Raw genomic sequence first — 26,256 nt, forward strand, 5'->3', positions numbered from 1 at the left:
TGGCGGGACCTTACTTGTTCAAGCGAAGCTGGTATTTCTGAATCTTGCGATCGAGTGCCGGTCGGGATATGCCCAGGATTCCGCATGCCTTGCCCTTGTGGCCGGAAACGTGGTCCAGGACGGTCTGGATGTGTTTCGCCTCGACTTCGTCGAGGCTGAGCAGCGGGTAGGCCTCGCTTTGCGGCGGGGTGCGCATTTCGGGGGCGGTTCCGAGCGCGGGGGCAATCAGCTCAAGGGTGAGCAGGGGGGAGACCGCGCGAACGGCAGCCTGAGTCAATACGTTATCCAGTTCGCGGACGTTTCCGGGCCAGTGATAGTCCTCAAGCGCACGCATCGCCGTGTCCTCGACTGTCAGGGGCCTGTGGTGCAGAGCGATCGCGATCTTCTCCAGCAGGGCGCCTGTGAGCGCCGGAATGTCCTCGCGCCGCTCGCGAAGTGGCGGGATCTGGATATTGATGACCCGCAGCCGGTACAGGAGGTCGCGCCGGAATCGACCCTGGGCGACGTCCTCATCGAGGTTACGGTTGGTTGCGGTGACGATGCGTGCGTTGGTCGTGATCTGCTGGTTTCCGCCGACGCGCTCGAAGCTGTGTTCCTGCAGCACGCGCAGGAGCTTCGCCTGCATCGACAGGGGTAGGTCCCCGATCTCGTCCAGAAACAGCGTACCGTCCCGGGCGAGTTCGAATTTACCCTCCTTGCGCGAGGTGGCGCCGGTGAACGCCCCCTTGTCGTGACCGAACAACTCGCTCTCCAGCAGTGTATCGACGATTGCCGCGCTGTTGACTGCGACAAACGGGCCGGTTCGTTTGCTGTGCACGTGAATCGCCCTGGCGACCAGCTCCTTGCCGGTCCCGCTCTCCCCGGTTATCAGTACCGTCGCGTCGGTGGGGGATACCCGTGCGATCTCCTTGCTGACCTCAACCATCGCCTGGCTTCCACCGATCAGGCGTGCGGGCGATTGGCTGGCCTGCGGTTCCTGTCGGGCGGCAGCCAGCTGCCGGGCCATGCTGCGCTGCTCCAGTGCCCGGTTCGCAACGTGATTGAGCTCGTCGGTCTTGAGTGGCTTGTGTACGAAATCCAGCGCGCCGCGTGAAATCGCCTCGATGGCTATCTCGAGGTCGGACTGGCCCGTCATCATGACGACGGCGAGTCCGGGATCTCGTTCGAGTAATCTGGGCATCAGGTCCAGACCGGTGCCATCCGGTAGCTGTTGATCCAGGAGCACGATGTCGGGTTCGTGCTCGGCCAGCTTGTCGAGGGCCTGGGCGCAATCGAGCGCACTGGAAACCTCGTGACCCTGGTCCTCGAAATGCAATATGAGCATCTTGTTCAGGGAGACGTCGTCGTCAATGATCAAGATATGACCCGGGCTGGACATGATCCTGAAGGGATTCCTGGATTGGGGATCGGCTGGCGCTCGTGCAGCAACGTGAAAGTATAAGTGATTGCGCCGCGACAAAGTTTGCAGGTGTCCCGCCCCCTGGAGATCGCCAGGGCGTCCGCGGGCTGGGCATGGCCCGGTGGGCCAGATCCCCGCCTGGTCGACCAATGGGTGAGGTAATCGCACCCCCGCTGATCCGGGATCGGTCCCGCATCCGGGGCTATACTTAGGCGAGTTCTGTCAAATGACATACCATCCAGCTTGTCTTTTCGTCCGTCCCCTGTGTTGCGACAACCGTTCCATAGTTCGACTATGCGCCTGTTGTCGCGCCTTGATGACGAACGAAAATCCGGCGCAATCTGGTATGCCATTTTCCGGCAATCGCCTTAACGTACGAACGGGAGACGGGCTATGAAGATTTCTCAGGTACTGCGCGAAAAAGGGGATTATGTCGCCACCATCGCGGAAGATGCCAGTGTCGCGGACGCGCTGAATCAGTTGGTCGAAAAGAAGATCGGTGCTGTCGTTGCCACCAACGCCAATGGGCGGATCAGCGGCGTCCTTTCCGAGCGGGATATCATCTTCGGTCTGTCGTCCTACGGGGAGTCGGTGCTCCGCAAACGCGTCAAAGACCTCATGCTGCGGGAACTCCATACCTGTTCCCCGAACGACACCATGTTCAAGGCAATGTCAATGATGACGGGCAGGCGCCTGCGTCACGTTCCCATCCTGGAGGGTGGCGAGTTGAAGGGCATCGTCAGTGTCGGGGACGCCGTCAAGACGCGAATCGCGGAAATCGAGCGAGAGGCCGAGGCGCTGAGGGAATACATCAATTCCGCCTGAGCGGCAGGGAACGGAATGTCCCAATTGGTGTCATTCCGACCGACTGGCTCGGTTCGCGAGCCCTGTGGAAGAGCGACCCGCTGCCGGCCGCGAACTATTTGACGCGAACCGAGAGTACCGGACACCCGGCGCGGCGGACCACATGTTCGGTGACGCTGCCGATGAGGATGTGCTCGAGGCCACGGCGTCCGTGTGTTGCCATGACGATGAGGTCCGCCCCAAGCTGCTCCGCCTTCTCGATGATCAGCGAGTCCGCGTTCCCGACGTCGAGTTCGAGACGTACGTCCAGGTTACGCGTCAACAACTTGAAATGTTCCTCGACGAACCGCTCCAGCGCCTGTCTGCTGTCATTCATGTAGTCGTCGAAACTTTGCGGCGGGACGTACGCAGCTGGGACGTCACCGATACCCAGCGGATAGGGAAACTCGTCCTCGTAACTGGCGATGTACAGAACGATGACGTCTGCCTTCACCGTCGCCGCCAGCTCGAGCGCATACCGCACCCCCGTCACTGAGGATATCGACAGGTCGGTGGGCGCGAGAATGGTGTTGATGGAGTCCATTGACTGTTTACCGGTACCTTGCTCTGGGGTAAAGATTAGCACAATCGCCCGGGCCTTCCGTCACCCGCTCGCGGCGGCATTGCCGCAGGGTCGGGTTCCGCAAAGGTCGTTCAGGTCGCGAGGTGCCCGGCCGGTCCCGCGCTGCCCTGACCCCAGGGTATCAAGGCCGTGCCCAGGTACAATGTGGCCGCAATCAGGATGACCGTACTGAATCCGAAGTGAATCGCCAGCAGGGGCGCGGTCAGACTGCCCAGGACCGAGGCGCAGCCGTTGATACCCCATGCCCAGGGGATGAACTCGGGCGAAGTCCGCTCGAGCCGCAATAGCCCCAGTGAAAACGGCATACCCATGGCGAACGCCAGGGGTGAGACGGCCAGGACACCGACTGCCAGCCTGACGCCGAACGCGGCCCCTGCACTCATCGTAAACAGCCACGGCAGAACGGCGGCATCAATCAGTCCGAGCAACGCGATAATTGAGGCTACGGGCGCGACGATGTCGAGACCGCGGTGCGCCGCGGCGGCTTGAAGCCGCGACACGGTCACGCTCCCGAGTCCCGCGAACACGAGAAAACTGCCGAGCACGATCGCCGCGGCGAATACCGGATGTCCCGTGTACATGACGAAGCGCTGCAGGTAGGCCATCTCGATGAACATGAAGGCAAGGCCGAGAAGCAGGAAATACGTGGCCGTCCCGACACCACCGGATGCGGGCCGGCGACTGCGACGCAGGAGCAGCAGTGGTAAAAGGATCAGGACGACGGCAAGCGGTATGGCCTGCGCCAGGGCAGCGACCACTACCAGGTATCCCGAGTCCAGAAGCACGAGCGCGCCCTGTTCTCGTCGTTCCAGCAGTTCACCCAGCAGCCGCCAGCGGAAGAAGTTCGAGAAGTACGGGCGGTCGTCCGACGGCGGCAAGATATCGAACTTGTAGGACTCGAGGAACGCTTCTGCATTTTCCCCCAGCAGTGTCCTCAGGTCGTCGTGCAGGGAGGGTCCGGAGATCAGGTGGTAACGGTTGGCCTCTTCGGGGCGCATGCCGGGAATCCACGCCAGGTCGAAGCGTCGCGATTCCGCAAACCGGCGGATACGTTCCAGATCCTGAGCTCGCCAGGGTCGTCGCGAGACGAGCAGCGTCACGGTCTGCCATCCCCGGATCATCGCCAGGTGCGATTCCGCAGACGACGATCCGTCATGCTCCAGTGCGGTGCGGGCCGTGGCGAACAACTTCAGCGAGTCCCGGGGCGGCAGTTTGAGCCAGCGAGTGACAGCGATAATCCCGTGATCGGTCAGGTGAGAGAGAAAGTCTTCGAACGCCTCCACGGTATAGAGGTAGTTCTCGTCCAGCGCGCGAGTCCCGGCACTCGAGGAACCGAACGAACCCAGGAGGGGGATCTGAATGAGCTTGTAGCGCCGCTCGCTGCGGCGAAGGAAGGCTCGCGCCTCGGAGTCGTGAATGCTGACATCCGATCGATCGTAAAGCCCTGCGGTGAAGTCGCGGTAAGCGACACGCACCAGTTCTGACAACTGGGGATTGAGTTCAACAGCGTCGACCCGCGTGGCGCCGTGGTAGAGGGCCTGAACGACGTCGGTCCCGCCGCCCGCGCCCAGTATCAGCACATCGGGTTCGTCGAGCAGGGCGTAGGGCAGGGCGGAGGGGAGTTGCTCAAGATAACGCAGGGAATCCTGTGACCCGCCAGTCCGCGTGATGGTGGTCATCGCGTCCCCGTCGGTGAACACAGCCACCTGGGGAGGCGGTTCGTCGGTGGTGACCAGGCTCAGGCCGGGTGCGTGGCGGAAGGGGATATCGGGGTTTTCGACCGCGGTGAGCATGCCCCAGGGCGAGAACGATTCGTGCACGATTCTGGCGCCCCTGATGGTCAGGGTCCGGGGGAGGGACTTGAACTCCGATATCACGGGACTCAACCATGCCTGGGGGACGAGGAGGACTGCGACACACAGCAGCAGGCCGGCGACGATCGTTCCCGGCCTCCACGGCCTCCACAGGTATGCGCCGGCGGCGATTCCAACCATGGAGACACCTTTCAGGGACCATTGCGGCGGAAACCAGGCCATCGCGACGACGACGATGACACCGATTCCAGCGCCGGCCAGGTCCCAACCGTAGATCCGCGGCGCGCGGTCGGCATAGATCGTCAGCGCCGCGCCGACGAAATTGGCGGCGCACAAGAACGGTATCGCGAGGAGCGTGTAGAGGATCGTCAACCAGCCGATCTGATCGAGGTTCCACACGATCTCCAGACCGTTGAACGGCACATGCATCGCCAGGACATAGCAGGGCAACGCCGTGATGCCGAACAGCAGGGCATTTCCCCGCAGCCAGACCGCGGGCTGCATCTTCGAGCGCTCCCGGACCAGTGTGATCAGGGTGCCGCTGAGACCATAGCCCAGTAAGGCGAGGCTGATGACGATGTAGGCGAAATGGTGCCAGTGGGCGATAGAGAAAAGCCGCATCAGGAGGATCTCGTAGGCCAGCGCCGCGGCCGAGACCAGTCCGATGCAGGGATACAGATCTGTGTGAGGGGCCGTTTGCCGGGCGCTATCGCCGCCCGGGTGCCAGGCCGGGGCGTCAGCGGGCGTCGATCGGTTTCGCATTGCGGCCGATGTCCCGGTGTCAGTTGGACAATTCGGTACCGCCGGGTGGGGTGTCCCGGCAGGTCATCGCTCATCTCCGGGATCGGTGATCGCCCGTGAGCGGGACGAATCGTACCGGCAGTATGTGCTGGGTCGTGACCTTTCCCTGGTCGTCTTTGCGCAGCACAAGGAGCTGTTGCGTGAAGAAGACCTCCCCGACCGGAATGACCATTCGCCCTCCCGGCTTGAGTTGCGTGATCAGCGGCGGGGGAATACCCGTGGCAGCTGCTGTGACCAGGATGATATCGTAGGGGGCGTGCTCCGGCCAACCGTAGTAGCCGTCGCCGGTACGTGTCGTGATATTGGTGTAACCGAGGTCCTCGAATCTTCGGGCAGCGGCTTCCGCCAGGGGTTCCACGATCTCCATCGTGTAGACATGCGCTGCGATTTCCGAGAACACGGCCGCCTGATATCCTGATCCGGTGCCGATTTCCAGCACGATGTCGTCCTTGTCCGCCTGGGCAAGGTCGGTCATCAGGGCCACGATATAGGGCTGTGAGATGGTCTGACCGTAACCGATGGGCAGGGGCCGGTTTTCATAGGCGTAGTCCTTTTCGTCGTCTGGTACGAACTGGTGCCTGGGTACCTTCTCCATGGATGCCCAGACCTCGTCACTGAGGGTAGGCGAGCCCGACTCGTCTCCGACGCGCCTCGTATAGCGCTTGAGATCGCTGACCATCTCCTGCCGCATCTGTGCAAATTCCGCCTCGTCGTTCCTGCCGGATACCTGGGCCGGGAGCAGTGCCATCGCCAGACCGACAGCACCGATTCGAATCGCCGAATGGATGAACATTGTGATCGCGCTTGCAGTCCCTCTGCCCGGGTGTCGAAGGGGATGCATGTGATTTGGGACCCCTCCAAAACAAGTGTAGTTCCAAATGCAGGCGGTATCCTCGTCGGGAATCCCCTGGCGGCTACGAAGGCGCGAGATCGACGGGCACGCCGCCGCCGGTGGCGAAGGTCAGCGGATTCGCTGGCCCCCCCCGGGGGCATTGACAGGGTGATATCGCTAAGCGCCACCCCGATCCTTGGGGGACAGAGGGACGCCGGTTTGCGGCGAGGCGCCGATGGCCCTGCCGGGACTACGCCACCGGGGTCAGGTAGATGTCGATCACCTGATCAGCAGCGACGGCGCTGCCCGGGCTACCAACCCTGACGTCCGCGGGGAGCCCCTCGGTGCGCATTGGGTATCCTTCCAGGCCGTGGGCGATGAGGTAGTCAGCGATGACCCTGGCACGCAGGCGGGAGAGCCTGGGCGACTCGTCACCGGCGGTTTTAGCGCTGTCGTTGGAGTAGGCGACGACGTTGACGGTGAACCCGTTATAGTGGCCCAGTACGCGGGCAAGTTCTTCAAGGGAGTGCCGCGTCGGGGGTAGCAGTTGGGCACTGTCCTGCTTAAAGGGCGCGTTGGAATTCAGTGAGATTCTGAGTGATTGAGAGAGACGATCGACGCTGATCGAACGGGTCTTGAGCGCCTGTTCCACCTCGTCGCTGATGACTGCCCTGCCGCTCACCTGAGCGACACCGGGTGCGTCGCCCGAATCCGGCGTCTCGGAGCGAGTAGACTCCATCGCGGCAACCCGGGGAGAGGTCTCCCGTGCGCCCTGGTCGGGGCCCGAGTGACCGTGCAGCAGTTGTTTCTTCGGAATGTCGAGTCCCTTGACCTCACGGTCCGGTACCGTACCGTTCGCACCGCTGACCCAGTACAGCACCGCAAGCGTACCGATGAAGATCACACCGAACAGCAACACCGCCGCGACCCATGTCGGCATGGCGGCGCGAGACTGGGAGCTTTTCAGCCGCTCCCATTCGTCGATGTGCTGATTATCCCCGGCGACATCGTCGCTGGAGTACATGCGGGGTTCGGTCTCGTTTCGGACCCGGGTGCTGTCCATGGACACGGTCGGGGAATCATATTGGGGACTCTCGGGGATTTCCCGCGTTGCGACCGTCCTCAGATGCACCGGCGCCTTGATGTCCTGGAGATTCGCCAACGAGTCGACTTCGTCATCGACACTCCGTGTCTCCGGGTGTGCGGTGTCGAATTCGTCCACGTCGAGATCCGTGTCACTTAAGGCATCGTGCGCCACGGTTTCTAGTTGTTTCTCGGCAGTGCTGGACATCGTCGGTTTCGCTGACGGTTTTCCCGAGGCCTCGCCGCGCGCGGCCGCGTACCAGCGCTCGTATTTCTTGATCGTCTTCGATCCCCTGCCCGGTATTCTCAATGGTGGGTTGTGGGTTTTGCGGTTCGAATCCTCCGTCATCTCGAGGGGCAGTTCGTCCAGCACGCCGCGTACATCATCCACGTCCAGCAGGTGCTTTTCATCGACCGCGCCGTGGAGCAGCAAACGGCTGCAGATCATATTGATCCGCCGGGGGATCCCCTCGCTGAACCGGTGAATGAGCGACACCGCCTCGCCAGTGATCTCCGGATCGCCTTCCCAGCCGGCTACAGTGAGACGGTGGAGAATGAACTCCCGGGTCTCCTCCTCGTCCAGCGGCTCGAAGTTGCTGATTGCGACGATCCTCTGTCGCAACTGCTCCATCGAAGGCCCTCTCACGAGACTCTGCAACTGCGGTTGCCCAAGGAGGAAGATCTGGAAGCGTTGATTGCTGTCGCGCTGAATGTTGGTCAGTAACCGAAGCTCCTCCAGCGAACCCTCGGTGAGGTGCTGCGCTTCGTCGATGATCAGCAGGACTCTGCGACGCGCGTCATACTGCTGGTGCAGGTATTCCTCGATCCGGTTGAGCGCCGTGGGTTTGTCCATTCGATCGGCGTTGATCCCGAAGGAATAGGCCACCATTCGCAGCAGTTCGTTGGTTTCCAGTTGCGTAGTCTGCAGGCGCGCAACCTGAATGTTGTGCTGTCTGGAGTACTGCTCCAGAACATCGCTGATCACCGTGGATTTGCCCATGCCGGGGGCGCCGGTAACGACGACCAGCCCTTCACCTCGCAGCAATCCGTATTCGAGGTGGCTGCGAGCCTTTGTGTAGCTGCGGTGCGGATACGAGAACCGGTGATCAGGGCTCATCATGAAGGGGTCCGCGCGCAACTTGTAGAATGCTTCGTACATATCGCTCTTGCCGATGGGTGTAGTCTGTAGGTATCCGCTCGCGAGGCAGTTCGACCGGTGATCTTCTCGTCAATCCCCGGGGTTCCGCCCAGCTTTCCTTACGATACAATATACGTAATCCCCTGGCCTTTCTGAGAGTTCTGTCGCTATGGGCGAAAGAGGAGTCCGCGCCGAACTGCCGCAACTCGAGGATGTCGTCCCGAGATCTTCCTGAGACGTTCGGCGGAACCTACCTGCCACCCGCCGTCGACTCGGGTACGGTTGCCGCCGCCTGGTGAGCCAGCCATATATTAGAACATTATAATATAAAAAGTCGAGTCGTAGGCACCGGTCACAGGTGGGTTCGGTCGTCCGTGGCTGGTCCTGTGCGCCGGTTCGCGAAAGCTATGCAGTCAGTGCGCACCTCGTAATGATCGGACCCGGTGAACGGGCCGGGTTCTCCCTGGGGCGGAAGACCCAGGGATCCTCGTAGAACGCCTCATCCGGTTTGTTCGAGTTCCATCCCGGAACGCCAAATAGCGGCAGGACGCCGAGTTCGCGGGGTGTTTTCGGTACGGGCGAGCCGGTCAGCAGACTTGCGGCGTGTCGATCCAGGACCTCGTACCGGAGTTTCGGTTCGAGGGAGAAAAAATCCGGGTCGACCTGGACCAGCAGGCTGCGTCCGGTCATGCCAGGGTAGGGCTTCAGCGCCTTCTCGTACAGCGCATGTCCGACGATGAAGGTGCGAATGGAACGATTCCACTGCCCGCGGTCCCAGAACAACAGCGTCTTCCACTGGTGCTCGCGCAGCGCTTCGAGATGTGCGCGATCACTGGCCGCCACAACGAGGCCGGATTCGTCGAGGAGGGTAATGGCGTCCCGTAAGCGGGACCGGTTGGTTCCCTTGCCGGGCGCCGGTCCCCGACAGTGCGCAGCGTTCATCGCCGCCTTCAGCCCCGGCCACTGCACCCACATCAGGGCGTTGAACAGGTCGTGCCAGTTTCCACACCGGGTGCTGACGACGCCTGTGTGGAAGATGCGCTCTTCATAGGACATCCCGGGTAGCGGCAGGGTGTGGTCTTGCGGTGAAAAGCGAATGTTTTTACCGGTTGCTGTGCTCACCCGGTCTGCCAGCAGCGCGTTCAGTTCGCCGCAATCAGGCCAGTCCGACCAAGCGGTCCGCCCGGCCAGTTCGCGCAGGTCCTCAAACATCGGACTCGAGTCCGCCCAGTCCGAACGCCACTGGTTGGAGGCGGTCACCTGCGCCTTTGCGGGATTGCCGCGCCCGAGTCCTTCGGATGGGGCAATGAGAGGATTTTCACTGCGCAGGTTCCCCAGACGGCGCCGCGTCCCCGCCTGGATTTCTTTACCATGATACCTGACAAGAAGGGCTGCCGGTCGCGGAGGGGCGGGCCGTTTCGGCGCCGCCCCTCCGCGCCTGCACCGGAGAATTAGGCCTTGGGGACCGTCAGTGCCAGAAAGATGGCGTTGCTGTCCCGCTGGACAAGGACGGGGACCGGCTTGCCGTCGGGCAGGGAGTCCAGACTGCCTTTCAGGTCACCCACTCCTTCGATGGGTTTGTTGTTGATGCTCAGGATGACGTCACCCGGACGGATACCCGCCCGCGCCGCCGGACCCGACGCCACACTGGTGACCCTGACACCTCCGCGCTTGAGACCGAGGTTCTTGCGCTCTTCCTGGCCGAGTGCTGCAACGGACATCTCCATCTTGTCCATTCTGCCCTTTTCTCCTTGCGGGCTTGCGGTGGCCACCTGATCCGGGTCCTCCAGGGGACGGATGCGGACGCGCATCGTCTTCTCGCTACCGCCGCGCAGGATCTTGACCCGCACCTTGCTCTCGACTTTGGTGCTACCCACCATCGGTGGAAGCTTTGCCGACTCGCTGACGGCGCGACCATCGTACTCGAGTATAATGTCGCCGCGCTTCAGGCCCGCCTTGTCGGCCGGGCTGCCGTCGCTGACCTCGGCGATGAGCGCCCCCCGGGGACGATCCAACCCGAACGATTCCGCCAGTTCGCGAGTCACTGGCTGGATAGTGACCCCCAGCCAGCCCCTGCTGACGTGTCCATGCTCCTTCAACTGTCCGGAGATGTTCATGGCCACGTTGATCGGGATGGCGAAGGAAAGGCCCATGTATCCGCCTGATCGGCTGAAGATCTGCGAGTTCACCCCCACGACCTTTCCTTCAGTGTTGAACAGCGGGCCGCCCGAGTTGCCGGGGTTGACCGCCACGTCGGTCTGGATGAAGGGGACGTAGGTTTCGCTGGGGAGATTGCGCCCGATGGCGCTGACGATACCCTGGGTTGCGGTGTGCTCGAAGCCGAACGGCGATCCGATGGCGAGGACCCACTCGCCGACCGCCAGGTCGTCGGAGTTACCGATCTTGACCACCGGCAGGTTGTCGGCATCCACCTTGATCAGCGCTACGTCGGTTCTCTCATCGATACCGAGCACCTTTGCTGGCAGCTCCCGCTCGTCCGACAGCCGAACGATAATCTCGTCGGAATCCTTGACGACATGGGCGTTGGTGAGGATCTCGCCATCCGAGGAGATGATGAAACCCGAACCGACGCCGCGCGCCCTGTGTTCTTGCGGAATCTCGGGCTGGGCTTCGAAGAAGCGATTGAAGAAATCGTTGAACGGGCTGCCGTCCGGCAGGTCCGGGAGCATCTCCGGTCCGATACTGGTCCGGCTGTTCTCGGCGACCTGGACCGTACGGATATTGACCACGGCCGGACTGTTTTTTTGCACCAGTCCCGTGAATTCGGGAAGCGCAGCCTGCGCGGTCCCCACGGCCAGCATCAAAAAAAGCACCCAGACGATCTGCAAGGGCCCTCTTCGTTTCATAGTTGACTCCTGGAAGAAATAAAATTTTAGGTTTGCTTCGGCTGCAATGCCCGCAGTACCCCGTATAGACAGGGTGGGCCGACGGGGAGTTCTGAATTGCTCCGCAACATTACCAAGATTTAATCTTCGGCTCTGCGGACAAATGGCCTGTAACATCGGGAATCACCGGTGCAGATACGATGGAGGGAGCTGCGGTTGGTTGGGCCCTGGACAGGTTTCGGAACGGAGGGTCCGTTCTCTAGCCGCTTCGGCCCAGACGAATGTTGCCCGCATTGCTCCGGCACGTGGCCGGATAGTCAGAAACCCCGGAACTTGCTGCCGGGCTTGAAACCGAACAGGTTTTCCAGGTCGAATTCCCGGATAAGCTCGTCGACGGTGTCCTGGCCGTGCTCTTTCTGAACCTCGGCCAGGACCAGTTTTGCGCCGTTGCGGGTATAGCCGCCGGCAACCTTGACCTGGTTCGCCAGCAGTTCTCTTGCCTTGTCCAATGTCATTGGCGGTACGACAGCTAGTTGAAGTGTAAATCGGAGTGTCCCGGGAGTGGGAAACGGTCCCGCTCCCGATGGCGATAGATCAGGGCTTGACGTCGAAATCGTCCAGCTTGCGCGGCACGGCGACATTCTTCAGTCGAACATACTGCGGTAGGCCGTTTTTGTAGGGCGGATAGGCCTCGCCCTTGATCAACGGCTCCAGATAGCTGCGGCACTTCGCCGTGATCCCGAATCCATCCTGGCTGATGAAACCTGCCGGCATCATCTTCTCTTTGTTGGCGACCTTGGAAAGATCGGCCTGGCCGATCTTCCAGCGATAGGGCTTGTCGGAGGTGCGGACGATCGCGGGCATGACAGAGTTCTTGCCCTTGAGGGCATACTTGACCGCCACCCTGCCGACTTCGTAGGCTTGGTCGACGTCCGATTTCGAGGCGATATGGCGGGCCGCGCGCTGCAGGTAGTCGGCCACGGCCCAGTGATACTTATAGCCGAGCGCGTCCTTGACCATACCGGCCACCACGGGAGCGGCCCCGCCGAGCTGGGCGTGACCGAACGCATCGCGGGTTCCCGCCTCGGCGAGGAAACTGCCGTCCGGCCAGCGGGCGCCCTCGGAGACGACGACAGTGACGTATCCGAACTTCTCGACCAGCTCCTTCGCGCGGGCGAGAAACTTGTCCTTGTCGAAGGTGACTTCGGGAAACAGGATGATGATCGGGATCTCGGTATGCTCGTCCGAGGCCAGGCCGCCTGCGGCCGCGATCCAGCCGGCGTGACGCCCCATCACCTCGAGGACGAAGACCTTGGTGGAGGTCTTGGCCATCGATGCGACATCGAAACTGGCCTCGCGGGTGGAGACAGCGATGTACTTGGCGACGGATCCGAAACCGGGGCAGTTGTCCGTGATCGGGAGATCGTTGTCGACAGTCTTGGGGACGTGGATCGCCTGTATCGGATAGCCCATACTCTTGGACAGTTGTGACACCTTGAGGCAGGTATCGGCCGAGTCACCACCACCGTTATAGAAGAAGTATCCGATATTGTGTGTCTCGAATACCTCGATCAGGCGTTCGTACTCCGCGTGGTTCTCTTCCAGACTCTTCAGTTTGTAGCGGCAGGATCCGAACGCGCCCGATGGTGTATGACGGAGCGCCGCGATGGCGCGTTTCGATTCCTTGCTGGTGTCGATCAGGTCCTCAGCCAGTGCACCGATGATGCCGTTGCGGCCCGCATAGACCTTGCCAATCCTGTCCTTGTGATCTCGGGCGGTTTCGATCACGCCACAGGCCGACGCGTTGATGACGGCGGTGACCCCCCCGGATTGGGCGTAAAAGGCGTTCTTCTTGGACATGCTTGTCTCCCTAAAGACTTTAAAGACTTTGAGTGTTTGTCGAGTGGCGCTGCCCCCGAAGCCTAGCCGGGGAACCCCTGGTCCAGCGATCTTGCGCAGTCCGCCTGGGTCTGCAGCAAGGTGACCACGCACTCGGCGATATCGTCGTATTCGTCGATCCCCGTGCCCATCTGCTCCAGGTCCTCCCTTCTGAAGAACCGGCAGCGGTAGCGATTGTCCGCCGATTTGAGCACGACGAAGTTCCACTGCCCGACGTTCCAGAACATGGCAGGACAACTGGTGAGCCCCGGGTCGCCCGGCTTCAGCTTGATATCGACGTCCGCTACCAGGATTTCGGTGTTGCCCTTGCCCCAGCGCTCGTCGACGGTTGTCTGGATGGTCCAGCGTTCGGTTTCTGTGAAATCCGGAATTGCCTTCATTAAGGTCGGGGCCGTAACAGCTGAATTTGCGGAACGCCCGAGAATACCGTAAAAGCCCTTTGTCATGCCACTTGGCTGTAACGGCGCGCCGCTTGCCGCGGCACCCGGTCTCGGCACGATTCCCGCTCACCTGCGGTGCCACGGACTGTGATAGAGGTTGGGAGTGTGGCAGAATCCCGCAGCAGTTTTCACACTGACGGAGATTTGACATGCGCGTCATTCTGCTGGGCGGCCCGGGTGCGGGTAAGGGCACTCAAGCCAATTACATCAAGGAGAAGTACGATATTCCCCAGATATCCACAGGGGACATGTTGCGAGGGCACGTCAAGCAGGGTACCGAACTCGGCAAGGCGGCGAAGAAGATCATGGACGAGGGTGGCCTGGTCTCGGACGAAATCATCCTCGGTATGGTGAAGGAACGCATCGCTGAACCCGACTGCGCCAACGGGTTCCTGTTCGATGGGTTTCCGCGCACCCTGGCGCAGGCCGAGGCGCTCAAGACCGATGGCGTGCCGATTGATTCGGTGGTCGAGATCGATGTCGACGACGAGGAGATCGTCAAGCGGATGAGCGGGCGGCGCGTGCACCTGTCTTCGGGGCGGACCTATCACGTGGTTTTCAACCCGCCGCGCGTGGAAGGCAAGGACGACGAGACGGGCGATGACCTGATCCAGCGCGACGACGATCAGGAAGAGACGGTACGAAAGCGTCTCGCGATATACCACGACCAGACCGAGCCCCTGGTGCGCTACTACTCGGACTGGGCGGCCAGCGGTGAGGCCGATGCCCCGAGATACATCAAGATCGACGGTATCGGCAAGGTCGACGAGATTCGGGACAAGATCTTCGCGGGCCTCGGTTGATCCGGTTCCGGATACAGCGGAATCGACGAACCCCTGACTCGAATGGTCGGGGGTTCTTTCGTTGCGGAACAGGGAAATGGCCCGCTCTATTGCACAGTGCATTTGCGGCGACCCTCAGCGGCAGCCCTGTCGGGCCCCGATGTTCTGAATTTTGCAGCTCCGCAACGGAACGCTCCTTCATTCAACGGCATACCTTCGTGTTGCAGAAGGGCGCTCGCGAGGTGGGCCGCGCGCGGCGAACTGGACCTGGACCGGACCGGAGCGCGGATAAGCGCCTTGCGTCGTGGTTCTGTCAGAGGCGACGATCCGAGTGAGGGACTCGTACTGCGATCAGGGGACGCAGTGGTCCTTATGGGGCCCCGTGAGGCAGTTCTCCGCGCTGAAACGCGGTGGGTTTCCGGTTGATTCGGAAAATATCTGGATATTCATTAAAGGACTGTCGCGGGTAATGAGCACCGGTTTCGGGCTGCTGGCGATCGCACTGCTGACCTGGTTCTGGGTCGATAGCCTCCATGCACGGGAGACCGCGCTCGATCGCGTGGCCAGAATCTGCCGGGATATGGACATCCAGTTGCTGGACCAGACGGTTCGGCTCGGCCGAATGAGGCTGGGCCGGGATCGGAACGGACGGGTGCGATTGCGCAGGTTCTATGTGTTCGAGTACAGCCTCAATGGCGCCGATCGCTGGCATGGCGTCGCCATCGTTCTGGCACGGTTCGTCGAGTACGTCCATATCGAACACCCCGATGGTCCCGTCGTGATGGATTCCCGGGCCAAAAACGATCGGAACGACCCTCCCGAACCTCCCCGGTAGATCGGCCATGCTGTCTTTTGCTCGCCCCTGGAAAAACTTTTATACTTGCACTCGGATCGCTGTTGTGGCGAGTCTTCACGTAAGTTTTTTACGAATTTTGGCATCTTAATCGAGTCAACAGGGGCTATAACAAATGAAAGTTTCAGCGAGCAAGATTCTGACCACTGCCGGTGTGGCATTGGTGTTGGGTCTGTCCGGATGTGCGACCAGTCAGCAACTTGAAAAGGTCAAGCAACATCTCAGCGAGGTTGAGGCCACGGCAAATGCCGCGAGCGAGGACGCCAGGACAGCCAACGACGAGGCGGCGGGGGCCATGGCGATCGCCGAGGATGCGAAGGCGGCCGCCGAAGAGTCGGCGGTCTGCTGCGTCGGCACCAACGAGAAGATGGACCGGATGTTCGAGGAGTCACAGCGCAAGTAAGCGTTCGTCGAACGCTTCGCTGACGAAATCCTAGACGCCCCCGGTTGGGAGGCCTGATTCGCCGTAGCTTCCCAGATGGCATCACTGGTCTTCCGCCGGGGAGGCAGTCTCTCTGATGCCCCGCCTGATCCACTTCAGTTGAGATCCCTGCGGGTGCCTTGATGTTCAGAAAATTTCCGGGCTGACGGTGTCTTCGGTCGGCTCGTCGTCCCGCGTCGCCGTCTGTACGGTGCTCAGCCCATTCGGAGACGCCCCGCCGCCGGCGGTGTTCGAAAGGGAAACCGCTACGGGGAGTCCGTTCGGGTTGCTCGCGAGGTTTCTAGCCAGGGCCCAGTCCAGTTTGATTCCCTCTAATTCGGCAGTTTCCTCGAGGTGCCTGACGATCGGTGTCAGGTCCTTCGCGCCGCCTTCTTCACGGTCCAGAGGAGGGTGAACCTCGAGATAGAGTTCCCCATTGTGCCATCCGGTCTTGTAGGGCTGGTCCACGATCCGCACCGGTGTCCCCACCGCGACCTGCTCGTACAGGTTCTCGATGTCCTCGGGGAAAAGCCGAATGCAGCCGTGGGTGACCTGCATGCCGATCCCGGCGGGTTTGTTGGTGCCATGCAGGAGGTATCCGGGGATGCCAAGGCGCAGTGCACGGGTGCCGAGGGGGTTGTCGGGTCCGGGGGGAACCACCTCTTCCAGAGGGTCGCCCCGGGCTTCGTGTTCGGCACGGATCGATTCTGGAGGATACCAGGCGGGATTCCTGTCCTTCCTGATCAACCGGGTCAGTCCGAGCGGGGTTCGCCAGTCCTGCCGGCCAATGCTGATCGGGTAGGTGATGACCTTGGCCGGCTCTCCCTTCGCGGCCTTGGGGTAGTAATACAGCCGCATCTCCGGCACATTGAGAACGATTCCCTCGCGCGGTGTATCCGGGAGGATATGGCTGGATGGAATCGCGACACGGGCGTCCGCACCTGGGATCCAGGGATCGATACCAGGATTGGCGAGTTGCAGTTCACGGTAGCCCACATTGTTTTCCCAGGCCAGATCGACGAAGGTGTCGTCGTATTCGGGAAGGACATAGCGTATCTGTCCAATGACGCTGTCGCCCTCCGGCGGCAGCGGGTAGGTTGCGGCTTCGGTGTCCGGTGACGCGAGGATCGCAGCTCCCAGCATCGCGAGGAGGCGTGTCAGGTTCATTGGGCGAGTTGGCCGTTTACAGGGATCGGCAGCACGAAGTCTACAGGAATCTATCGGTTTCCTCATCGACCCGATGGGTCGCCCGGAGTTCCGCAGTTGGCGGAGTCTGACGCAAATCCCTGCGGAGCCCCTCCGCCGAGCGACCACCAGCGCCGAACTCGTGGTGAGAACCGGCTGACCCCGCGCGGGAGGCCCAAGGCCGGGGATGCCCTGCGATCGGACGGGACGGTCTCTTGCTGAGCAACGGGGGACCTGGCCAGGTCCGGGCGATCCGGATCGTCTCCGGTGGCCAGACCGGTGTCGACCGGGGGGCACTCGACGCGGCGCTCGATCTGGGTGTTCCCGCGGGTGGATGGTGCCCGCGCGGGCGCCTGGCCGAGGATGGACCCATCCCCGGTCGCTATCCCTTGCGCGAGCACCGATCGGCGGTTTATTCCCGACGTACCGAGCAGAATGTACGGGACAGCGACGCGACGGTCATATTGCACTTCGGCAGGCTCGAGGGAGGGACCCGGCTGACGGCAGCGTATTGCAGACGCTTCGACAAGATCTGTCTGCTGCTCGATATGGCGCGGCTTTCGCAGGCCCGAGCGGTGGATATGCTCAGCGACTTCGTCGCCGGCCGTTCGATTCACGTCCTCAACGTGGCGGGGCCTCGGGCCAGCAACTGGCCCGAGGCACATCGGGTCTCCCGAGCGGTGATCGGTGCGTTTCTGGCCCGGAGGCCGTCGAATGCGGGTGGTAAAGGCACTTGACTCGCGGGGGCGTCGTCGTGTCGGTCGGTGGCCTTCCATCGCCGCGAGCAGCGTCTCCTGGGTAGGTGCGTCCAGGTCCGGCAATACGGTGACGAGCGCATAGAGCTTGTGGAAGTAGCGGTGGCGCCCGATCGGCGGGCAGGGTCCCCGTAACCCTTTCGATTCCAGTCGTTGATCCCCTCTCTGGTTAGATAATCAGCGCGACTTTGCCCGTGACGTGGCCCTCCTCGACAAGGCGGTGAGCTTCGGCGGCGTCTTCCAGGGGAAATCGGTGCGACACGTGGATCCGCATTTCCTGCTTTTCGAACAGACGCGCGCAATATTCGAGGATCTCCCCGTGGTGAAGGCGCGCATCGGGGAGCGCCTCCAGCATGGGCGTGAGCATCAGTTCGAAGGCGATGCGCAGGTTTCGACGGCGGGCCTCCTGCCAGTCGATATCCGGGCCCGGCGCAAGAATGGTGACGAGGTCGCCATAGAAGGCCATGGCTGCCAACGTTCGGGCGAAGGTCCTGCCGCCGATCGTATCGAGGGCGATGTCCACGCCGGCACCCGATGTCCAGTGCTTCACGGCCTCTACGAAATCCTGCTCCCGGTATCGAATCGCCTCATCGGCACCCAGGGACTTGACGAACTCCGCCTTCTCCTCGGATCCCACGGTCGTGCACACAGGACAGTCGGCGAATTTCGCGAGCTGGATGGCGACGTGACCGACACCCCCGGCGCCCGCGTGCACCAACACCGTCTTTCCCATGCCGAGGCGGGTGCGGTCGTGCAGCGACTCCCAGGCGGTGATCAGCACCAGTGGCGCGGCCGCCGCCTCGTCGAAGGAAAGGGACACCGGCTTGGACTGGGCCACGCTCTCCTCGACGACGGTGTACTCGGCATAGTTGCCCTGGTCCCCCCCCAGCCCGCCGTTGCAGAACCAGACCGCGTCGCCTTCCCGGAACCGCTTGACCGCCGCACCACTGTCGACCACGACCCCGGCCCCGTCGCAACCCAGCACCGCGGGCAGCGCGTCGGGATAGAATACCCCACGCGAGCGTAGTTTGGTGTCCACCGGGTTGACACCCGCCGCCTTCACCTGCACCTTGATCTGCGTATCGCTGAGGATTTCCGGTTCCGGGATATCTCGGAATTCAAGGACTTCGGGACCGCCGGCGGCGGTCATGACGACGGCTTTCATGGCTTCGATTTACTCCTTAATTGTTGGGGTTAGCGCTCACTCGCATCTATTGGCCGGTGGCCGGAGTTGATCAGTTGGACAGGGTGCGTCCGCCGTCGACGGTGATGATCTGTCCGGTGATATAGGCCGAGTCCCTGATCAGAAACAGCGCCGTACGGGCGATGTCGGCCGACTCTCCCTGGCGTTTCAGCGCCGTGCGTTCGATGATATCCCGTTGAGCGCCCGCGTAGTCTTCACGCTCAGGCCACAGGATCGCGCCCGGCGCGATTCCGTTGACCCGAACACCGGGACCCAGTTCGCGGGCCATCGATTGGGTCAGCGATACCAGTCCGGCCTTGGCAAGGCTGTAGACGGTGTAGTTCTTCAACGGTCGGTCCGCGTGAATGTCGACCATGTTGATCACACATCCCCGGCTGGACGTCAGGTACGGCGCGGCGGCCTGAGTGAGAAACAGCGGGGCCTTGAGATTCGGGCCCGTCAGTACGTCCCAGTCGACCTCGGTGATCTCTCCCACGGGGGTCGGGTAGAAGCTGGACGCATTGTTGACGAGCACGTCCAGTCTGCCCCAGCGCCCGTGGGCCTGGGCTGCGAGGTCGGGCAGGGAGCCGGTGTCGAGCAGGTCGGCCTGCAGCAGGTCGACGGAATCCGGGCGTGCTGTCTCAAGGGTATCGCGCAGTCGCAGTGCGTCGTCCCGTGAACTACGGTAGTGGATCACGACGTTCATTCCCTCGGTGTGCAGGGCACGCGCGATGACCGCGCCCACCCGCCGGGCCGCCCCGGTGATCAGTGCTGTTTTCCCGGGTTGATCCGGTGTTGTATTCTGCATCGCCTTTGCGCCCGGTGAATGCCTTTGACGTCGCCCGGCGCAGGTTCGATGTGAACAGGCGGATGGGCCGAGTGAGATCCCCGATTATCCAACACCTCGTACCGCCGCGTCATCGCAGAAATGGCGACTGACTCGATATCCGGTCACCGGGCGTTTGGATTGCCACCGCCAGGAGATGCGGCGCTGGCCCACAGTCGCGAGCTTCTGGATCGCATCCTGGATGAGATCCGGGAGTCCGGCGGCGAGATCGGTTTCGATCGATACATGCAGATGGCACTGTACGCGCCGGGACTCGGCTATTACAGTGCCGGGGCCGAGAAGCTGGGCGAGCGGGGCGACTTCGTCACCGCACCGGAGGTGTCCCCCCTGTTCTCCGCCTGTCTCGCGCATCAGTGCGGCGAGGTGCTGCGGGAACTGGGCGGGGGGGACATCCTCGAGTTCGGCGGTGGTTCCGGGACAATGGCGTCCGATATGCTGAATGCGCTGGGCGATACCGGCAGCCTGCCCGGGGCCTATGCCATCCTCGAGGTGAGCGGCGACCTGCGTGAGCGCCAGCGCCGCCGGGTCGCTTCCCGCGCAGCTGCGCACCTGGAGAGGACACATTGGCAGGACTCTCTGCCCGGACCCGGGTTCCGGGGTGTGGTGGTGGCCAACGAGATGCTGGATGCAATGCCCGTCCGTTGTTTCCGCTGGGGCGATCGCGGTGTCCGGGAGCGCCGGGTTGGGATCGGGGACGGTCAGCCGGTTTGGCGAACCGGTCCGGCGGACCCGGCTTTGCGGAGTCTCGTGACAAACCTCTCCGCGTCGTTGGGCAATCCCTGGGAACCGGGTTACGAATCCGAGCTGAATCCCGGCCTGGGGCCGTGGCTTGAGGCCCTCTATCATGCTGTGGAGGCGGGCGTGGTGCTGCTGATTGACTATGGGTATCCTCGCGCCGAGTATTACCATCCCCAGCGCCGGGAGGGTACGCTTCTCTGTCACTACCGGCACAGGGCGCACGACGATCCCTTTTTTTTGCCCGGCTTGCAGGACATCAGCGCCAATGTGGATTTCACCGCGGTGGCCGAGGCCGCGGTGGCGGCGGGATTCGCGGTGCAGGGGTTTACCACCCAGGCGCAGTTTCTTCTCGGTGCCGGGATCACCGGTTTCGTGGAGCGGGCCGGGGACGATCTCGAGCGCTTGCACGTCGCCCAGCAGATCAAGCGACTGACGCTGCCGGGCGAGATGGGCGACCGTTTTCATGTCATGGCGTTGTCGAAGGGTGTGACGCGGCGCCTGTCCGGTTTCTCGTTGCGTGATTTCCGGAACCGTCTTTGATGCCCCGAGGAGAACCGTAGTGGACCTGACCCAGATCGTTGTCCTGTCCGTCGTACAGGGACTGACCGAGTTCCTGCCGATCTCGAGTTCGGCGCACCTGATCCTGGTACCCGCGCTCACGGAGTGGAGCGATCAGGGGCTGGCCTTCGACGTGGCGGTCCATGTGGGCACCCTGCTGGCCGTTCTCGCCTATTTCAGGGAGGACCTCCTGCGAATGACGCGTGATTGGCTGAAGTCCTTCCACAGCGAGCCCACCCAGGACGCCAGGCTTGCCTGGGCGGTCCTGATCGGTACCGTACCGGCGGCGTTGACCGGACTGTTGTTCAACGACTTCATCGAGGAACACCTGCGTTCGCCCCTGGTCATCGCGACGACCACGATCGTCTTCGGCCTGCTGCTGTGGTGGGCGGACGTGCGTGGCCGGCGGACCCGCGACGAGCATGGGGTGGGCTGGAAAGACGTCGTGGTCATCGGGTGCGCGCAGGCCCTGGCCCTGATCCCGGGCACGTCGCGATCCGGCGTCACCATGACAGCGGGACTCGCCATGGGACTGACCCGCAAGGCCGCGGCGAGGTTCTCTTTTCTGTTGTCGATCCCGATCATCCTGCTGGCCGGCGGGTACCAGAGCCTGCAGCTGGCGACTCAGGCCGAGCCGGCCATCTGGGGCGCCATGCTGGCCGGTGTCGTGCTTTCCGGCGTGAGCGCCTACCTGTGCATCCACTACTTCCTCAAGCTGCTCGATCGCATGGGTATGTTTCCCTTCGTCGTCTACCGCCTGGTGCTGGGCGGTTTCCTGTTCGTCCTGTTCGTTTAGGCGATTGCCGGAAAATGGCATATGTCAACCGACAGACATCGCCTTGGCTCCCGGATGGTTTTCCAAGCTCCCCGTGCGCCACGGCACATTCGAGTCAATCGCTGGGGTAAGATCGCAGGCACGCGTCCATTGTTATGGAAACTGGAGAGATCGATGCAAGCATTGCCGATACCCCCGCGCCGGAATTGCCCCGGTCCACGCAAGCGCGCGTCGCTTACCGTGACGATACCCGTGGCCGTGGTGTGTCTTCCAACCGGGGATTGAGATGTTCCGATTCCTGCCGGGTATCTTCATCGTACTGGCGTCGACCGTGGCGCTGGTGCTGGCGATACAGAACCCCGGAACCCGGATCTGGTGGATCACGGTCTCCCTGATCGTCGTGGTGATCAGTCTGCTGGCCTCGTTCTGGTTTGCCTCCATCGCGAACCATATGCACAAGGACACGGTCTCGCGCGTCAAGGAGCGCTACGCGAAGGAACGGGAGAATCTGCGGGTCAAGACCGAGCGCGAAAAAACGCGGGTCATCGAGGAGAGCCACCGGCGGGTGCTGAAAGGGGCGAACCGGGCCCATGCAAAGGCCAACTTCAAGGTGGGACTGGCGGTGACGGGCGCTGTTGGTGCCGGGATCATCATGCTGTTTACCGAGTTGTTGACCATGGGGTTGCTGACGCTGTCGACCGCCGGAGGTGCGCTGGTCGGATACGGTGCCCGCGCCCGTCAGGACAGGCTCTCGAAATCCAAGCGGTCAATCGGGGCTGCAGACGGGGGGCAGGCCTCGCCGAGGATTATCGAGGCCGAACAGGTTCCCAGGATCCCCGCCTCCGGCGGAAAAAGGGAGCGTTGACGTGGCCCGTCAACGCATACTCCCCGATGTCAGTGCGCCGGTGAGGAATCCGCCGGCTCCACCCGGTTCCCGTAGACGACCTCGGTAATCGATTCCAGTCGACGCTCCCGCAACGCGCTCATGACCGCGCCACCGCGTGCGCCTGCGGCGACGATCGGCTTGGGGTCCACCTGCGCGGCTGCCTCGTGACACCTGTCGAGCAGCTTGCCCTGCGGGTAGGGGGTGTCCTCCATCCCCCCGCGTCCGCGGTGGTCCGCCTCGCAGGCGGTGAGAAAATCGCGAATCCGGGCGGGCCTGCGAAACGCATCTAGGGATTCGAACAGGGAGAGTATGGTCGCGGGTCGTAGCTCCCGCGCCCGGTGGGCGTGCAGATGAAACTTCGCCGTCAGCACCGCGAGATCCCTGAAGGCATTGGGGACACGGATGCGCGCGCACAGATGCTCGACCAGGGCGGCGCCGCGCTCCTCGTGCCCGTGGTGTTTCGGCCACTCGGCACGCGGGGTCACGCCCTTGCCGAGATCGTGGGTCAGCGCGGCGAACCGGACCTCGGGCCTGGTGCAGAGGCGGGCGGACTGCTCGAGTACCATCATGGTGTGGACGCCGGTGTCGACCTCGGGATGGTAAACCTCGGATTGCGGCACGCCCCAGAGCCGGTCGATCTCCGGAAAGATAACGGCCAGGGCGCCGCAGGCCTTCAGAACCTTGAAGAACTCCGCGGGCGCATCCTCGGTGAGCGCCTTGAGCAATTCATGCCAGATACGCTCCGGTACCAGTGCATCCGCCTCGCCTGCCTCGACCATGCGCCGCATGAGGTCCATGGTTTCCTCGGCGACGCGGAAATCGAGCGCCTTGAAGCGGGCGGCGAAGCGCGCCACGCGCAGGATACGGACCGGGTCCTCGACGAACGCGGGTGAGGTGTGGCGCAGCAAACGACGCTCGATGTCCCGCTTCCCGTCCAGGTAATCGATGATGGTCCCGTCGTCATCCCGGGCCAGCGAGTTGATGGTGAGGTCGCGGCGTAACAGGTCTTCCTTCAGCGTGACATCCTGGTCAGCATGGATCGTAAATCCCTTGTAACCCGGCGCCGTTTTTCGCTCCGTGCGGGCCAGTGCGAATTCCTCCGAGGTGTCCGGGTGCAGAAACACGGGGAAATCCTTTCCCACCGGACGGTAACCCTGTTCCTCCATTTCCTGCGGTGTGGAACCGACCACGACCCAGTCCTTCTCCGTCACCGGCAGGCCGAGCAGTTCGTCACGCACGGCGCCGCCAACCAGATAGATCTTCATAGGGCTATGGTAGCATTACTCCCCCGATATGCCGTGCAACCACCGCCATCCGTACCAACGGAATCCTTTCCGTCCAACTGCCGGTATTGGCGTATCGGTGATGTTGATCGCATCCAGCCTCGGGTTCGGCGCCTGCAGTCATCTCGCCTATTACCACCAGGCCGTGTCGGGTCACATGGACATCATGTCACGTCGGGACCCCGTCGATTCCGTGATTGCTGACACGTCTACTTCCCCCGATCTCGCCAGACGCCTGGCGCGCGCCCTGGAGGTCAGGGAGTTCGCCAGTCGTGAACTCTCGCTACCGGACAACGGGAGCTACCGCAGTTACGCAGACATCGGGCGCGAGGTCGTGACGTGGAACGTGTTCGCCGTGCCGGAACTGTCGCTGAAGCCGAAGCAGTGGTGTTTTCCCATCGCAGGTTGCATTGCGTACCGCGGATACTTTCGCGAGGTCGATGCACGCGACTACGCACGCCGGCTTGCAGCGCAGGGCTGGGACGTGTATGTCGGCGGCGCTGCGGCCTATTCCACCCTGGGTTGGTTCGACGATCCGCTGCTGAATACCCTGGTCGATCGCGGCGAGACCTCGATGGCCGGTGTCATCTTTCACGAGCTCGCCCATCAGCAGCTATACATCAATGGCGACACCTCTTTCAACGAGTCATTTGCGGTGGCCGTCCAGCAGGCCGGTGTACAGCGCTGGCTCGCTCTGCAGGGTAACCAGTCGCAGATCGACGGCTATCGGCGCAGCCTGCGGATCAGGCAGGACTTCGTGACACTGGTACGGGACACCCGGGAAGTGCTGGCCCTGGTCTACGAGAGCGAAGACAGTGACGCGCGAAAACGTGCGCGAAAGGCCGGCGTGCTGGAGGACATGCGCGTGCGTTACGAGGCCTTGAAGGTATCCTGGGGCGGTTACCCGGGGTACGACCCCTGGTTCGAGGGTGAGCTGAACAACGCAAAACTGCTGTCCGTGTCCCTGTACGCGGACAAGGTGGCGGCGTTTCTGGCGCTGCTCGAGGCATGCGGGGGTGACTTTGACCGGTTCTACGCCCGCAGCCGCAAAATCGGCGCCACTGAATCGTCGCGGCGCCGGGCGACGCTTGCAGCGAATCCGGAATGCGAAACGGGTTTATGAGCCCGGCACGTTTGCCGGGTCGGGGAACGCCTGGCAGGTTGGCAAGAAAGGCGCAGGTGAGCGCAAGGCACGGCAAATTCGGCGAGAAGTCGCAGGTTACATAGCCAGTATCCGTTCACAAACGCCTGTGTTTTTCTTCTCGACAACCTGTTGGATCCACTTCGCCTGATCCAACCTGCGGGTTTTCAATGAGTTATAACATTCCGTAGGGTGGAACAAGCGCAGCGGTTCCACCATTACGGGTGTTCATGGACGCCAACTAACTAGGTGCGGGATTGCGCACCGACGCGGGTTGTCCGCAGGGCCTGCATCCTGGACTGCAGGTCGCGTCTACCGAGGTAGACGGGCGCCACGGACTCCAGTGACGTCGGGCACCGTTCTCCCTCGTCACAGACGCTGTCGACGGAGAGGGAGCTCAGGTTGTCTTTCGAGAACGGCTTGCCCGGCGCGTATTCCAGGACCGCGGCCTGCAGGTAAGACAGCCAGTCGGGCAGACCGACGATAATGCGCCGTCGCCCCGTCAGCCGCGCGGTGTAGGAAACGAGCTCCTGCAGGCTGTACTCGTTCGGTCCACAGAGATCGTAGCGGCGACCCCAGGTGCCCGGATCGTCCAGCGCCTCGCTGAAAGCTCGGACCACGTCGCCGACGAAGACTGGGGCGAACCGCGCGTCCGGACAGGCGAGCGGAAGGGCCAGTGGCGCAACCTTGAGGATTCCGGCGAAGCGGTTGAGAAAACTGTCTCCGGGACCGAAGATGACCGAAGGTCTGAACGCGGTGACCTTGAGCCGTTTGCCCGATGCGGCCATCACGGCGTCCTCGCCCTCACCCTTGCTCCGCAGGTAGTGGCTCGGGCCCCACCCGGCGTCGGCGTGCAGCGCGCTCATGTGCAACAGGCGGGTAACACCGGTCGACTGGCAGGCCTGCAGGACCCGCTTCGGGAGTTCGACATGCACCCGCTCGAATCCCTTCCCGTCGTGACCCTTTTCGTTGAGGATACCGACGAGATTGATCACGGTATCGCAGCCGGTGAAGAGCGTGTCCAGCTCCACCGGGTCGTGGACGTCCGACTCGACCAGTCGCACGGTGGGCAACACCTGTAGGTCACGGTTGCGATGCGGTCTGCGCGTCGGCACGCGCATCGCCTGTCCCTCATCCGCCAACCTGGCCACCAGGTGCTGACCCACAAATC

Annotated in this window: 24 protein-coding genes and 1 pseudogene; 9 read left to right on the forward strand and 16 right to left on the reverse strand. The window is 62.5% G+C overall.

The window, feature by feature from the left end:
- Positions 1-10: 10 nt before the first annotated feature.
- Positions 11-1,378 carry a sigma-54 dependent transcriptional regulator gene (locus tag LJE91_16010; GenBank protein MCG6870174.1) on the reverse strand — a complete coding sequence of 456 codons (1,368 nt, stop codon included), beginning with the start codon at positions 1,376-1,378 and terminating at the stop codon, positions 11-13.
- A 414-nt stretch (positions 1,379-1,792) separates the two neighbouring features.
- Between LJE91_16010 and LJE91_16015 the strand changes: the two genes are divergently transcribed.
- Positions 1,793-2,224 (forward strand): CBS domain-containing protein, encoded by a 432-nt coding sequence (locus tag LJE91_16015; protein ID MCG6870175.1) that lies wholly within the window; start codon positions 1,793-1,795, stop codon positions 2,222-2,224.
- Positions 2,225-2,318: 94 nt separating this feature from the next.
- On the opposite strand, the gene LJE91_16020 is transcribed toward LJE91_16015, so the two are convergent.
- The 9 genes from LJE91_16020 to LJE91_16060 all read right to left on the reverse strand — a co-directional run bounded on the left by LJE91_16020 (position 2,319) and on the right by LJE91_16060 (position 13,618).
- Positions 2,319-2,786, reverse strand: a complete 468-nt coding sequence (locus LJE91_16020; GenBank protein MCG6870176.1) for a universal stress protein — start codon at positions 2,784-2,786, stop codon at positions 2,319-2,321.
- 110 nt (positions 2,787-2,896) lie between these two features.
- On the reverse strand, positions 2,897-5,401 hold the full coding sequence (locus tag LJE91_16025; protein MCG6870177.1) for an SAM-dependent methyltransferase: 2,505 nt from the start codon (positions 5,399-5,401) through the stop codon (positions 2,897-2,899).
- Positions 5,402-5,471: 70 nt separating this feature from the next.
- Positions 5,472-6,233, reverse strand: coding sequence for a protein-L-isoaspartate(D-aspartate) O-methyltransferase (locus LJE91_16030; GenBank protein MCG6870178.1), 762 nt, complete (start codon positions 6,231-6,233; stop codon positions 5,472-5,474).
- Between the two features lie 289 nt (positions 6,234-6,522).
- Complete coding sequence (locus LJE91_16035; protein MCG6870179.1) at positions 6,523-8,514, reverse strand: AAA family ATPase; 1,992 nt, start codon at positions 8,512-8,514, stop codon at positions 6,523-6,525.
- Positions 8,515-8,898: 384 nt separating this feature from the next.
- Positions 8,899-9,753: a DUF3025 domain-containing protein gene (locus LJE91_16040; GenBank protein ID MCG6870180.1), complete on the reverse strand. Its 855-nt coding sequence runs from the start codon at positions 9,751-9,753 to the stop codon at positions 8,899-8,901.
- 191 nt (positions 9,754-9,944) lie between these two features.
- A complete protein-coding gene (locus tag LJE91_16045) occupies positions 9,945-11,360 on the reverse strand; it encodes a DegQ family serine endoprotease (protein ID MCG6870181.1) in 1,416 nt (471 codons plus the stop codon).
- A gap of 296 nt (positions 11,361-11,656) precedes the next feature.
- The gene (locus LJE91_16050) at positions 11,657-11,854 is read right to left on the reverse strand and encodes a hypothetical protein (protein MCG6870182.1); all 198 of its coding nucleotides are present in this window, start codon (positions 11,852-11,854) and stop codon (positions 11,657-11,659) included.
- 79 nt (positions 11,855-11,933) lie between these two features.
- Complete coding sequence (locus LJE91_16055) at positions 11,934-13,199, reverse strand: 6-phosphofructokinase (protein MCG6870183.1); 1,266 nt, start codon at positions 13,197-13,199, stop codon at positions 11,934-11,936.
- A gap of 62 nt (positions 13,200-13,261) precedes the next feature.
- On the reverse strand, positions 13,262-13,618 hold the full coding sequence (locus LJE91_16060; GenBank protein MCG6870184.1) for a hypothetical protein: 357 nt from the start codon (positions 13,616-13,618) through the stop codon (positions 13,262-13,264).
- 209 nt (positions 13,619-13,827) lie between these two features.
- On the opposite strand from LJE91_16060, the gene adk reads away from it, so the two are divergent.
- From adk to LJE91_16075, 3 genes are all read left to right on the forward strand, one after another.
- Positions 13,828-14,481 (forward strand): adenylate kinase, encoded by a 654-nt coding sequence (gene adk, locus LJE91_16065; protein MCG6870185.1) that lies wholly within the window; start codon positions 13,828-13,830, stop codon positions 14,479-14,481.
- A gap of 448 nt (positions 14,482-14,929) precedes the next feature.
- Positions 14,930-15,295: a DUF3301 domain-containing protein gene (locus LJE91_16070; GenBank protein MCG6870186.1), complete on the forward strand. Its 366-nt coding sequence runs from the start codon at positions 14,930-14,932 to the stop codon at positions 15,293-15,295.
- Positions 15,296-15,428: 133 nt separating this feature from the next.
- The gene (locus LJE91_16075) at positions 15,429-15,716 is read left to right on the forward strand and encodes a hypothetical protein (GenBank protein ID MCG6870187.1); all 288 of its coding nucleotides are present in this window, start codon (positions 15,429-15,431) and stop codon (positions 15,714-15,716) included.
- Between the two features lie 165 nt (positions 15,717-15,881).
- On the opposite strand, the gene LJE91_16080 is transcribed toward LJE91_16075, so the two are convergent.
- Positions 15,882-16,901 (reverse strand): L,D-transpeptidase family protein, encoded by a 1,020-nt coding sequence (locus LJE91_16080; protein MCG6870188.1) that lies wholly within the window; start codon positions 16,899-16,901, stop codon positions 15,882-15,884.
- Positions 16,902-17,134: 233 nt separating this feature from the next.
- Between LJE91_16080 and LJE91_16085 the strand changes: the two genes are divergently transcribed.
- The gene (locus tag LJE91_16085) at positions 17,135-17,656 is read left to right on the forward strand and encodes a putative molybdenum carrier protein (protein MCG6870189.1); all 522 of its coding nucleotides are present in this window, start codon (positions 17,135-17,137) and stop codon (positions 17,654-17,656) included.
- A gap of 27 nt (positions 17,657-17,683) precedes the next feature.
- Here the strand turns inward: LJE91_16085 and LJE91_16090 are convergent.
- The 3 genes and pseudogenes from LJE91_16090 to LJE91_16100 form a co-directional block, all read right to left on the reverse strand.
- A pseudogene (locus LJE91_16090) lies at positions 17,684-17,844 on the reverse strand (YbhB/YbcL family Raf kinase inhibitor-like protein).
- Positions 17,844-18,839 carry a zinc-dependent alcohol dehydrogenase family protein gene (locus LJE91_16095; GenBank protein ID MCG6870190.1) on the reverse strand — a complete coding sequence of 332 codons (996 nt, stop codon included), beginning with the start codon at positions 18,837-18,839 and terminating at the stop codon, positions 17,844-17,846. Before LJE91_16095 ends, LJE91_16090 begins: the two are co-directional and overlap by 1 nt.
- Before the next feature lie 70 nt (positions 18,840-18,909).
- Positions 18,910-19,665, reverse strand: a complete 756-nt coding sequence (locus LJE91_16100; GenBank protein MCG6870191.1) for a pteridine reductase — start codon at positions 19,663-19,665, stop codon at positions 18,910-18,912.
- A gap of 159 nt (positions 19,666-19,824) precedes the next feature.
- On the opposite strand from LJE91_16100, the gene LJE91_16105 reads away from it, so the two are divergent.
- The 3 genes from LJE91_16105 to LJE91_16115 all read left to right on the forward strand — a co-directional run bounded on the left by LJE91_16105 (position 19,825) and on the right by LJE91_16115 (position 22,640).
- Positions 19,825-20,982: an SAM-dependent methyltransferase gene (locus LJE91_16105; protein MCG6870192.1), complete on the forward strand. Its 1,158-nt coding sequence runs from the start codon at positions 19,825-19,827 to the stop codon at positions 20,980-20,982.
- 19 nt (positions 20,983-21,001) lie between these two features.
- Positions 21,002-21,796: an undecaprenyl-diphosphate phosphatase gene (locus LJE91_16110; protein ID MCG6870193.1), complete on the forward strand. Its 795-nt coding sequence runs from the start codon at positions 21,002-21,004 to the stop codon at positions 21,794-21,796.
- 265 nt (positions 21,797-22,061) lie between these two features.
- Positions 22,062-22,640: a hypothetical protein gene (locus LJE91_16115; GenBank protein MCG6870194.1), complete on the forward strand. Its 579-nt coding sequence runs from the start codon at positions 22,062-22,064 to the stop codon at positions 22,638-22,640.
- 29 nt (positions 22,641-22,669) lie between these two features.
- On the opposite strand, the gene LJE91_16120 is transcribed toward LJE91_16115, so the two are convergent.
- Positions 22,670-23,926: a multifunctional CCA addition/repair protein gene (locus LJE91_16120; GenBank protein ID MCG6870195.1), complete on the reverse strand. Its 1,257-nt coding sequence runs from the start codon at positions 23,924-23,926 to the stop codon at positions 22,670-22,672.
- 100 nt (positions 23,927-24,026) lie between these two features.
- On the opposite strand from LJE91_16120, the gene LJE91_16125 reads away from it, so the two are divergent.
- Positions 24,027-25,067, forward strand: coding sequence for an aminopeptidase (locus tag LJE91_16125; GenBank protein MCG6870196.1), 1,041 nt, complete (start codon positions 24,027-24,029; stop codon positions 25,065-25,067).
- Between the two features lie 263 nt (positions 25,068-25,330).
- Here the strand turns inward: LJE91_16125 and LJE91_16130 are convergent.
- Positions 25,331-26,256 (reverse strand): complex I NDUFA9 subunit family protein (locus tag LJE91_16130; protein MCG6870197.1); only part of this gene is annotated, 926 nt, incomplete at its 5' end.

This window comes from Gammaproteobacteria bacterium, assembly GCA_022340215.1.
GTDB lineage: Bacteria > Pseudomonadota > Gammaproteobacteria > JAJDOJ01 > JAJDOJ01 > JAJDOJ01.